Source organism: Tepidiphilus sp. HLB4, from assembly GCF_054823945.1.
In genome coordinates, this window is record NZ_JSYB01000031.1 from 1 (window position 1) to 9,724 (window position 9,724).

Consider the following 9,724-nt stretch of genomic DNA (forward strand, 5'->3'; position numbering starts at 1 on the left):
CGCACTTTTGCGTACGTTTTTGAGAGCAGCTTCGTCCTGAATGCAGAGCACCACGATGACCCTCTCCCTCATCCTCCCCGCCAAGAACGAAGCCGCCGCGCTTGGCCCGCTGCTCGCGCGCCTGCGCGAGCGCTTTCCCGAGGCCGAGCTCATCGTGGTCGACGACGGCTCCACCGACGGCACCGCTGCCCTCGCCCAGGCCGCCGGCGCCCGCGTGGTGCACCACCCGGTGTCGCTGGGCAACGGCGCCGCGGTGAAGAGCGGCGCGCGCGCGGCCACGGGCGAAGTGCTGGTCTTCCTGGACGCCGACGGCCAGCACGACCCGGACGACATCCCGCGGCTTCTGGCCAAGCTCGACGAAGGTTACGACATGGCCGTGGGCGCGCGCGATGCCACCTCGCAGGCGAGCCTCGGCCGGGGGCTGGCCAACCGCCTCTACAACCGCCTTGCCGGCTACGTCACCGGCCACCGCATCCCGGACCTCACCTCCGGCTTCCGCGCCGTGCGCGCGGCCAAGTTCCGCCGCTTCCTCTACTTGCTGCCCAACGGCTTTTCCTACCCCACCACCATCACCATGGCGTTCTTCCGCAGCGCCTACCCCGTGGCCTACGTCCCCATCCACGCGAGCGCGCGCATCGGCAAGAGCCACCTCAAGCCGTGGAAAGACGGCCTGCGCTTTCTCCTCATCATCTTCAAAATCGCCACGCTCTATTCCCCCCTGAAACTCTTCGCTCCCCTCTCGGCGCTCTTCTTTCTCGCCGCAAGCGTGTGGTACGTCCACACCTTCCTCGACATCGGGCGCTTCACCAACATGAGCGCGCTGCTCTACACCGCTTCGCTGCTCATCTTCCTCATGGGGCTGGTGTCGGAACAGATCACGGCGCTGATGTACAAGGAGGATGAGGGGGGATGAGCGAACCGGGGCGCTCCTTGGCGGCGCGGAAAAGAGCGATCTTGGCCGCGGTCATGAGTCGGGCCAGATCGGCCGGATCTTCGAACGCGATGATGCGCTCGGCCGGTAGCGTCTCCTCCCCGTCGGCGAGCCGGGCGAGGTGGCACCCCCGCTGGAAAAACGCTTCGACGGGTTCGGTCTTCAGGATCGTTTTCATGTGTTGCTCCCCCAAGTTCAGCGAACCGCCCTATCATCAGGGTTGACGGTCATAGCAAGCCAAATCCTCGTCCAAGGACCAGACACGGACTCGGGTCATAGGATGGAGCTCACAATTTCGCTCCCATTCTTTGATGATCGAAAGATCGGCCAGACTAATTCCCTCGCGCTGCTTCTTGAAGGACTTGCTTCGCATGACGAATTGCGGGAAATTCCCCAGCCAGCGTAAGAATTCATCGCGATCCGGAAAATGGGTCACTCGATAGGGTGTTTCACCCTGGAACGCCTTGGCAATCTCATCAACCAATTTCTCTGCATAAATCCGACGCGTCTGCCCAGTATCCAAATCGGCGATGTGATTACCGGTTTCCCATACCGTGGCCAGTGGCAAGAGAAAATAGTCGCCGGCTTGGATCGATCGTTGGAACGAACCGAGCACGTTGGATCGGTCTTGGTTGAATCCCGGAACATCCAGCACGTTGAGGTACACCGAGGTATCGAGCAAAATGATAGCGCTCATTATCATCACCCATGCTGAATGGATTCCAGCCACGCCATCGCTTTGGCTTTCCGCTCGAGCGTCTGCGGTCGTTTGACGAAACGCTCCAAGGCGCCGCTCGTAACCAACCTGCCAAGGGTATCTTGGGCGATCAATTCCGGGTAGTCCGGCACGTCTTGCAGCCGAACCACCCGGCTGCTGCCGTCATTCGGGTCACGATAGCAAAACAGCACATCGGACAGCGCCGCATCGGGTAGCGCGTCAAGCATCGCCGGGTTGTGGGTGGAGAGCAGTACACGCAAGCGCCGACGCTCTGCAATGCTGCGGATGTTGGCGAGCAAATGATGCGCACGGCTGGGGTGCACGCCATTGTCGATTTCCTCGATCACCACCAGACTGCCTTCAGGGGCAGAGAGCATGGCCGCTGCGATGGAGAGCACACGCAAGGTGCCATCCGACAGTAGGGATGCATCCACATCGCGCTCATGCCCACCGAAGGTTTCGGTCAGTTGTACCATCACCCCACCGCGCGGTTCTATCAAAAACGACAGGCGGACAATGTCTTGTTCCGGCAGGCTTTGAATGAATTTGAGAATGTCCTGCCGTTGTGTACGATCAGGTTCCTTCTGGCCTTGAGCCGTTTCCACCTCTTTGTCACGATCCACCCCCCAAAGGTGATAGAGCACCGCCGACAGATTACTGCCATCGCCTTGCAGCGCTTTATCCGAAGGAAAACTATAATCGCGCATGCGGGCGGGGACGGGGTCGAGAAACAGAATGTCCGATAGCCAGCGTTCCAGTGCCTTGACCACGGGCGGGATGCGTTCACGTGAAGTTTTGTGCGCTGCTTCAAAAGCTGCTGAACTAGTGAGCTGCGTAAAAATAGCCTGCTGGTCGGAGCAAATGATGTGGGGTTTTTTGCCGCCTTTGGCGAAGTTGTTGTAGGCCACGCCGCAATCCGTACTCCGTTCGTGCGAAGGCTGATCGAGCGTATAAAGGGGCACACTCGCGCCTTCGTGGCTCAAGGTTTCGCCCACGATGTGCAAACCATCGGCACGCCGCTCCAGCCGCATCATTAGCCGGTTCCATTCGGCCTGATCCGTTTCCGCGCCCAAGCCAAACCAAGGACCGCGATCGAACGACAAATCTTCGACCCTGCCGCGCACCAGCCGATCGCCGCTTTGCACCGCATACTGGATGGCAGAGAGCCTTTGCCCCTGTGCCAGCCACGAGAGTAAGCGCATACCCTCGATGGCGTTGCTCTTGCCCGATGCATTGGCTCCGATCAGCACGGTAAGCGGCGCAAGCGGCAGGCGTGCCTGCCGGTAGCTCTTGAAGTTTTCCAGCGTGATGGCGGTCAGCATGGCGAAGCCTCCTTGGCTGTGGCTCAGACCCCGGCACATGAAGAGACCTCCTGCCGGCGAGCAGTTCTGGCAATTTCGAGCGAAATTGTACGATTGTAGCGCGAAGCCACCTTGCCTGCCACGCAATGTGGTTACAATGTCGAAGCGCAGCGCCAGGCCTGCAGGAGATTGACATGAACACTGCGGTAGTCGTTCTTGGAATCAGCGTGGAAAGCCTCCTGTGGGGAACCCCGGCACCACGGCCGCGCACGGCGTCTCCCTTCCGAGCCGCGCCGACATCCCGGAACGACGCCAACGCATGAGCATACCGCGCATCCTGCTCGTCACCCGCAATCTTCCGCCGCTGCTGGGCGGAATGGAGCGGCTGAACCTGCGGCTGGCCGCGGCGCTCGCCGAACGCGCCGAAGTGCACGTCGTGGGGCCCGGCGGGGCCGAAGCGTACCTGCCGCCGGAAGTCTTGCTGCACCCGGTGCCGCTGAAGCCGCTTCCGCGCTTTCTCGCCAGCGCTTTCGCGCGCACCCTCATGCTTGCACGGCGCCTGCGGCCCGAATGGATCGTGGCCGGCAGCGCCCTCACCGCCCCCATGGCGCTTGCCGCCGCCCGCGCCTCGGGCGCGCGTGCCGCCGCCTACGCCCACGGGCTGGATCTAGCCGTGCCGCACCCCCTCTACCGCGCCCTGTGGTACCCGGCCATCCGCCGGCTCGATCGCCTCATCGCCAACAGCCGCTACACTGCCGGCCTGGCCCAGGCGCTGGGCGTGCCGCACGATCGGCTCGCCCTCGTGCATCCCGGCGTCGACCTCCCGCCCCCCGACCCGCAGGCCCGCGCCCGCTTCCGCGCCCGGCACGGACTGGACGAGCAACCCGTGCTGCTCTCCGTCGGACGCCTGACGGCGCGCAAGGGCCTGCGCGAATTCGTCACCGAGGTGCTGCCGCGCATCGTCGCCAAGCAACCGGACGCCGCGCTCGTGGTGGTGGGCGACGTGCCGAAAGACGCCCTGCACGCCCAGGCCCAGACGCCGCAGGCCATCCTCGACGCGGCCCGCCGCTGCGGTATCGAGCACGCCCTGCGCTTCACCGGCCCGCTCTTCGGCCCCGCGCTCGATGAAGCCTGGTACGCCGCCGACCTCCACGTCTTCCCCGTGCGCGAACTCCCCAACGACCCCGAAGGCTTCGGCATGGTCGCGATCGAGGCTGCGGCGCACGGTTTGCCCACGGTGGCCTACGCCACGGGCGGCGTGGTGGATGCGGTGGCCGACGGCGTGAGCGGGCGGCTGGTGGCGCCGGGCGATGCCGCCGCCTTTGCCGATGCCATCCTGCAACTGCTGGCCACGCCTTTGGACGAAGCGGGCATCCGCGCGTTTGCCAAAGGGTTTGCGTGGGAGGTGTTTGGGGAAAGGGTGGGGCGAGTTTTGCAATGAATTTGGCCACCGTCACCGTTACCTACAACCCGGACCTCACCCTTCTCGACGCGCAACTGCGCCAGTTGCCCGCCGACGCGCTGCGTGTGGTGGTGGACAACGCCTCGGCCCCGGACTTGCGCGAGCCGCTGCGCGCGCTGTGCGAGGCGCACGGGGCGGTGTTCATCGCCAATGCCGAGAACCTCGGCCTCGCCACCGGCCTCAACATCGGCGCACGCAAGGCACTGGAACTGGCGCCTGATCTCGCCTACCTGCTGCTGCTGGATCAGGATACCGAACCCGGCCCGGACGGTGTGCAGAGCCTCGTCAAAGCCTATGAAAACGTGCTGGAACGGGGCGATCCGCCCGGCTGCGCCGGCCCGCGCATGGTCGATGCCCACACCGGCCTGCAACACGGCTTTCACTGCATGACGCGCTGGCGCTGGCGGCGCCGCTTCCCGCCCGCCACGCAGACCGAGCCGGTGCGGCTCGCCAACTTGAACGGCAGCGGCACCTTGATTCCGGCCCACGTCTACCGCCAGCTCGGCGGCCTGGACGATGCGCTGTTCATCGACCACGTGGACACCGAATGGTCGTTCCGCGTGTTGGCGGCGGGCTATGCGCTGTATGGCATGCCGCAGGTCGGTTTCATCCACCGCATGGGCGAGGCCAGCGTGCGTTTCTGGCTGTTCGGCTGGCGCGTCTGGCCCAGCCGCTCGCCACAGCGGCACTTTTTCCTGTTCCGCAACGCCGTCATCCTGATGCGGCGCAATTACGTGCCGGCCGTCTGGAAAGCGTGGGCGGTGGCCAAGCTGCTCGTCACGTTCGCTGTACATGCACTGACCGACCCGCGCCGAAAAGAACAATGCCAGGCCATGCTGCGCGGGCTGCGCGAGGGACTCGAATCAAAGGCGATACGCTGATGCGCCATCCCATCATCGGCCTCACCCTGCATTACCGCCACGCCGCGCTCACCGATCGCTGCGTGCGCAGCCTGCTCGCCGACGGAGCGGATGCTGTGCTCGTGTGGGACAACACCGGCGACGGCGGCGAAAGCGCAAAGGGCATCACCGTGTGCCAGGAGCAGCCGGACCGGGTCGTGTTAGAAATCTCGCCCGCCAACCTCGGCTTTGCCGCCGGCGTCAATCGCGGCATTGAGGCGATTCTCGCCCGCTGGCCGCAGGCGTGGGTTTTCCTGCTCAACAACGATGCCGAAGTGTTGCCCGGTGCCGTCTCGACCCTGAGCGAAGCGCTGGCTGCCCATTCGTCAGCGGTCGTGGCCTTCCCCCTGATCGATCAAGGTGACCGATTCAGCGGTGCGACGTATTACCAGCGCCACTTCGGTTTGCTGTCGTCCCGTCCGCTGCCCGCTTCGGTAATGCACCCCAGCGGCTGCGCCCTCATGATTGCCCCCGAACGCATAGGGTTACCGCTCTTCGACGAAGACTTCTTCATGTACGGCGAGGACGTGATGCTCGGCGCCCGCCTCGGGCCGCAGCGCATGGTGCACGTCCCCGAAGTGCTGGTGCGCCACGCCGGCAATGCCGGCAGCGGCCAAGGCTCGGCCTTCTACGAAGAACGCATGGTCACGGCGCACTGGTTGCTGGCGCGCAAGCTGGCAAAAAACCGACTGGAACTCGGCCTGTATCTGCTTGGCCGCGCGCTCTCCCTATCCGCACGGGCGCTGCTGCGCGCCCTGCGCCAGCGCAGCCTCATCCCCCTCACCGCGCTCTGGCGGGGCTGGCGTCTGGCCTCGCGTGGTTTGCCATGACTGTGCCGTTCGAGAGAATGCGCTCCACCGCGGCCCAGACGCTCTGCGGCGCGACCGATGCAATCTCCCGGGACCTGACAACTACTCTCTACTCGCAAATACCGTCATCACTTTGTAAGTATGGCTTTGCACCGCTTTTCTAAAGTCGATTACGTTTCCTATACTATATGAGCGCTTGGCCGCTTCCGGCCTACTCCATGGCCAATCATAATACCTATCAAACCAAATAAATTGGGTAAAATTAGAATAATCGAGAATATCTAAAATTTCATCAAGTTGACCATCTGAGAGGAACATACAGTGAAGCTCTATAAATACGAGCCGCACTCGCTGTAGCGTCTGACGCGCTCCGCGTAGCGCAAGTATCTCGCCGCCCTCAATATCCATCCTTAAAACTGTAGGCCAAATCCCGTGCATTTGAACATAATTATCAATCGTAGTAGCCTGAACTTCAATTTTATTTCTTTGCTTAAGTTCTTTATTTTCAACAACAGAACCCCAGTTAGCAACATCTGAAACAAAAAAATTAACTTTCCCAACGCGATCAGAAATAGCAAAATGTTCTACGCGAATGTCTGAATTTAACTTATTAGCATTTTCCTGAGCAAGTTTTACTAGCTCTGGATCGGGTTCAAATCCTCTTATACAGCAGGCACTTTCCAAAGCTTTATCAGCAATCAAAAGATAATAACCTATATTCGATCCAATATCGAAAATAACGTCTTTTGGCTTCAGAAGTCGTTTATACTCTACAGTTGCTAACGGTTCATGCTTTCCATATAAAATCAATTCTTCTTTAATGCCATCAATGCGATCAGGCAAAGCAATCGGAACACCTTCAACGTTAGCACAGCTGCGCTGCAATAATGAGAAATTTATTAATTTACGCGCAAAATATTTATATTTTCCAAGATTGTATAATCGCCATAAATAATTGATCAATCCTTCCTTATTGATACTTCGGCTGATCTTATTAATTTTTACAAAAAAAATGTTTTCCATAATTAATTTATTCCGATTTTATTTTAAAGAAGGCGCCAAAAAGAAGCAATATTAGAAAAAACTCGAAAAAATAGGCATTCCATATTGCCCCACGAAGCCCAAAACAAGGTATAACCCATAATGCAAAAATTACTCCACTTGCTCCACCAGCTAGATAAACTATTATTAAAATATGGCGCCACCGCTTTGCTACTATCGCACTTACACCTATACGAATAATCTGAAAAATTGGCAACCAAGCCAACGCCACAATCAGCTGCGCGACACCATCAAACCCAGATCCCAACAAACGGGGAAGCCAAGGCGCCACTAGAATCAAAAAAACACTCCCGAGTAAGGCCAAAAATACTAATATTCCCGCAATAAGCCAAAATTGCCAATCAGGTTTTTTTTCAGAATAAAATTTCGGCCACAGCGCCTCCAACATCGCCTGCAACGGCAGGCTCGCCAGATCGACCGCCCGCTGCGCCACGCCAAAGCTGCCTGCCTGGCCATAACTCGCCCGGGCAAGCAGCGGTTTGTTGAATTCGGCTTGCAGGCGAAACGACAGCGCGCCGATCGTGAAAGGAAAACTCTCGCGGGCCATGCGCCAGTCGCGCTTTTGTGGCCATACCGGCCGATGCCCGGCCACGAGCCGGCGCGCAAGGAACGCGGCATAGATCGCGCTCGATGCTGCGTAAACCCAAAGCCAGCCGACCGGATCCACCGCGCCCAGGGCGGCATAGAGCAGCAGCGCGGCCAGACGGGCAAGGATCATGCCGGCCAGGATCGCTCCGAAAGCGCCCACCCGATGCCGGGCCTGCTCGACCCGGGCAGCGAGTTCGAGGAACGAGGCCGCACCGATCTCTGCCAGGGCAAACGCCGCGAGGGCGGCCAGCGGAATGCGCGAAGGCAGGCTCCAGGCAAGCAGCGCCGTGGCGGCCGCGGAACAGACGAGCGCCGCCGGCCACCACAGCGCGAGCGCCATGCCCAGCTGGCGGGGCAACGCCGCCGGTTCGCGCGCGCCGTCGCGCAGCAAGAGTCCCCCCAGCCCCAAGCCGGCGATGGGCGAGAAAAAGCCACTCACCGCCAAGGCCGTGACAAAAAGGCCGTAGCCCTCCACCCCCAGCACACGGGCGAGCAGCACGACCATCGCTGCCTGCGCCGCCGCGCGCAGCAGCAGCCAGCCGAACAAGCCGCCACTCGCGCGCAGGTAGCCGCCGGGGCGCCAGGTCAGGAGACGGTGCAGGACGAGGTTCAAGATCCCGCCGTCCGGAGGATTCGGAACATCGGGTTTTCCCGTGGGAGATGTGCTGTGCTCAGCATCATGCCGGGCATTCATGTCGCTTATTGTAGCCGCGCCGGGGCATTGCCGTGCACTCATCGCAGCGGTTGGCGATGCGGTCCCGCTGCGCATCGGCGAGCAAGACGAGGGGGATGGCAACCACCATGATCGTCAGTAGTGATAACGACAGGCAATCACCACCAAGGCGTGCTGCGAATCCACGCAGTAGTCCAGCCGGTGGGTATCGTCGATGCGGCGCGACCAGAATCCCGAGAGGTTTTCTTTCAAGGGCTCGCGGTGAAAATGGGACGTTCATGCCCCGAACACGTCCTCGAGGCGCTGCGAGTCGAGCACGCGGTCCGCCTAGGTCTCGAGCTCCTCGCTCGTGGCCGAGTGTAGGCGGCCGCGGTGGGATTTTTTTCCTCGACGACGAGCAGCCTCGTGCGGGCGAGTCCTTCGACGTCGCGTTTGCCTTAGCGTTTCAAGTCGCGGTAGAAGTTCTCGTGGGGACCGACGGCTTCGAGATAGACCAAGCGAACGCCGTCATCTCGGGTGTAGCCCAAGAGGTAGAGTTGACCGAGGCAGCAGAACTTGTAGACCCACAGATCCGAGAAGTCGCCTTTCTTCTTCTCGCCGATGTCGGGGTTTTGAGCCACGGTCTCGATGGCCGCATCGACTTCGGCCACCACGTTGTCGTGTAGCTTTTTGTAGATGCGGGCAAAGCGCCGGGTTTGCCGAACACTCCAGCTCATGCCTTGGCTGCTGAGCGAGGGACGAAGGCGGTGCTGTCTTCGCGCGGTTCGGCCATGCTCATCAGGCTCTCGGCAATGAAGGATGCGGGAAGATCCGGGTTGTCGAGCGCGGCGCGACCTACTTTGGCCCAGAATTCCAGCTGGCCTTGGACGGTACGGAACTCGGCCTTGGCTGCAGCGCGTGCAGCGTTGACCAGGCGCTCATCGATACGCACAGACACCGTGCTCATCGCAATGCTCCATTGAATTTCAGGTTACCACAATTGTAGTCATGCGCTACGATGCGGTCAAGGGCGGTCATCCGACGTCGCCAAGGTCGATCCTCGCCCAAGGGTCGAACCTGGATGAAAAAGATGCAGCGAAACGAGGTTCACAGCCTGCCTTCCACCGCCTCTCGCGGCAGCACCCCCTTGATGTCGTACACCACCCCACCCTCGCGCAGCCAGGCGCGGATCGCTTCCGCGCCTAGGTCGCGGTATTGGCGGTGCGCCACGGCGAGCACGATGGCGTCGTAGGTGCCGAGCTTTGGCTTCAGGGTGAGTTCGAGGCCGTATTCCTGCCGGGC

General features: G+C 61.0%; 11 protein-coding genes and 2 pseudogenes. 4 read left to right on the top strand and 9 right to left on the bottom strand.

Annotated elements, in window-relative coordinates; genetic code table 11:
- Nucleotides 1-40 precede the first annotated feature (40 nt).
- Complete coding sequence (locus OA56_RS06465; RefSeq protein WP_461584157.1) at nucleotides 41-913, top strand: glycosyltransferase family 2 protein; 873 nt, start codon at nucleotides 41-43, stop codon at nucleotides 911-913.
- On the opposite strand, the gene OA56_RS06470 is transcribed toward OA56_RS06465, so the two are convergent.
- The 3 genes from OA56_RS06470 to OA56_RS06480 are packed head-to-tail and all read right to left on the bottom strand — an operon-like array spanning nucleotide 876 to nucleotide 2,971.
- Entirely contained in the window at nucleotides 876-1,109 is a 234-nt protein-coding gene (locus OA56_RS06470; protein ID WP_461584159.1) for a hypothetical protein, read from the bottom strand. The genes OA56_RS06465 and OA56_RS06470 overlap by 38 nt on opposite strands.
- 36 nt (nucleotides 1,110-1,145) lie before the next feature.
- Nucleotides 1,146-1,628, bottom strand: coding sequence for a hypothetical protein (locus OA56_RS06475; protein ID WP_461584161.1), 483 nt, complete (start codon nucleotides 1,626-1,628; stop codon nucleotides 1,146-1,148).
- Nucleotides 1,629-1,633: 5 nt separating this feature from the next.
- Nucleotides 1,634-2,971 carry an AAA family ATPase gene (locus tag OA56_RS06480; protein ID WP_461584163.1) on the bottom strand — a complete coding sequence of 446 codons (1,338 nt, stop codon included), beginning with the start codon at nucleotides 2,969-2,971 and terminating at the stop codon, nucleotides 1,634-1,636.
- A gap of 298 nt (nucleotides 2,972-3,269) precedes the next feature.
- Here OA56_RS06480 and OA56_RS06485 point away from each other — a divergent pair, with 298 nt between their 5' ends.
- From OA56_RS06485 to OA56_RS06495, 3 genes are read left to right on the top strand one after another with little or no spacing between them, the layout of a single operon-like run.
- Nucleotides 3,270-4,391: a glycosyltransferase family 4 protein gene (locus tag OA56_RS06485; RefSeq protein ID WP_461584165.1), complete on the top strand. Its 1,122-nt coding sequence runs from the start codon at nucleotides 3,270-3,272 to the stop codon at nucleotides 4,389-4,391.
- Entirely contained in the window at nucleotides 4,388-5,293 is a 906-nt protein-coding gene (locus OA56_RS06490) for a glycosyltransferase (RefSeq protein WP_461584167.1), read from the top strand. The genes OA56_RS06485 and OA56_RS06490 overlap by 4 nt, the downstream gene beginning before the upstream one ends.
- Nucleotides 5,293-6,141, top strand: a complete 849-nt coding sequence (locus OA56_RS06495) for a glycosyltransferase (protein ID WP_461584169.1) — start codon at nucleotides 5,293-5,295, stop codon at nucleotides 6,139-6,141. Before OA56_RS06490 ends, OA56_RS06495 begins: the two co-directional genes overlap by 1 nt.
- An 81-nt stretch (nucleotides 6,142-6,222) precedes the next feature.
- On the opposite strand, the gene OA56_RS06500 is transcribed toward OA56_RS06495, so the two are convergent.
- From OA56_RS06500 to OA56_RS06525, 6 genes and pseudogenes are all read right to left on the bottom strand, one after another.
- Nucleotides 6,223-7,143 (bottom strand): FkbM family methyltransferase, encoded by a 921-nt coding sequence (locus OA56_RS06500; protein WP_461584171.1) that lies wholly within the window; start codon nucleotides 7,141-7,143, stop codon nucleotides 6,223-6,225.
- A gap of 7 nt (nucleotides 7,144-7,150) precedes the next feature.
- Entirely contained in the window at nucleotides 7,151-8,383 is a 1,233-nt protein-coding gene (locus OA56_RS06505; protein ID WP_461584173.1) for a lipopolysaccharide biosynthesis protein, read from the bottom strand.
- A gap of 195 nt (nucleotides 8,384-8,578) precedes the next feature.
- A pseudogene (locus tag OA56_RS06510) lies at nucleotides 8,579-8,701 on the bottom strand (type II toxin-antitoxin system YoeB family toxin); the annotation flags it as partial.
- Between the two features lie 179 nt (nucleotides 8,702-8,880).
- Nucleotides 8,881-9,159, bottom strand: a complete 279-nt coding sequence (locus tag OA56_RS06515) for a type II toxin-antitoxin system RelE/ParE family toxin (RefSeq protein ID WP_461584175.1) — start codon at nucleotides 9,157-9,159, stop codon at nucleotides 8,881-8,883.
- On the bottom strand, nucleotides 9,156-9,389 hold the full coding sequence (locus OA56_RS06520; RefSeq protein ID WP_028874509.1) for a TA system antitoxin ParD family protein: 234 nt from the start codon (nucleotides 9,387-9,389) through the stop codon (nucleotides 9,156-9,158). The genes OA56_RS06515 and OA56_RS06520 overlap by 4 nt, the downstream gene beginning before the upstream one ends.
- A gap of 140 nt (nucleotides 9,390-9,529) precedes the next feature.
- Nucleotides 9,530-9,724: pseudogene (locus OA56_RS06525) on the bottom strand (Vi polysaccharide biosynthesis UDP-N-acetylglucosamine C-6 dehydrogenase TviB); the annotation flags it as partial.

What these genes read in the sequence shown, in the direction of transcription:
- OA56_RS06465 (WP_461584157.1), top strand. Translation starts at nt 41, where the DNA reads ATGCAGAGCACCACGATGACCCTCTCCCTCATCCTCCCCGCCAAGAAC.
- OA56_RS06470 (WP_461584159.1), bottom strand. Translation starts at nt 1,109, where the DNA reads ATGAAAACGATCCTGAAGACCGAACCCGTCGAAGCGTTTTTCCAGCGG.
- OA56_RS06475 (WP_461584161.1), bottom strand. Translation starts at nt 1,628, where the DNA reads ATGAGCGCTATCATTTTGCTCGATACCTCGGTGTACCTCAACGTGCTG.
- OA56_RS06480 (WP_461584163.1), bottom strand. Translation starts at nt 2,971, where the DNA reads ATGCTGACCGCCATCACGCTGGAAAACTTCAAGAGCTACCGGCAGGCA.
- OA56_RS06485 (WP_461584165.1), top strand. Translation starts at nt 3,270, where the DNA reads ATGAGCATACCGCGCATCCTGCTCGTCACCCGCAATCTTCCGCCGCTG.
- OA56_RS06490 (WP_461584167.1), top strand. Translation starts at nt 4,388, where the DNA reads ATGAATTTGGCCACCGTCACCGTTACCTACAACCCGGACCTCACCCTT.
- OA56_RS06495 (WP_461584169.1), top strand. Translation starts at nt 5,293, where the DNA reads ATGCGCCATCCCATCATCGGCCTCACCCTGCATTACCGCCACGCCGCG.
- OA56_RS06500 (WP_461584171.1), bottom strand. Translation starts at nt 7,143, where the DNA reads ATGGAAAACATTTTTTTTGTAAAAATTAATAAGATCAGCCGAAGTATC.
- OA56_RS06515 (WP_461584175.1), bottom strand. Translation starts at nt 9,159, where the DNA reads ATGAGCTGGAGTGTTCGGCAAACCCGGCGCTTTGCCCGCATCTACAAA.
- OA56_RS06520 (WP_028874509.1), bottom strand. Translation starts at nt 9,389, where the DNA reads ATGAGCACGGTGTCTGTGCGTATCGATGAGCGCCTGGTCAACGCTGCA.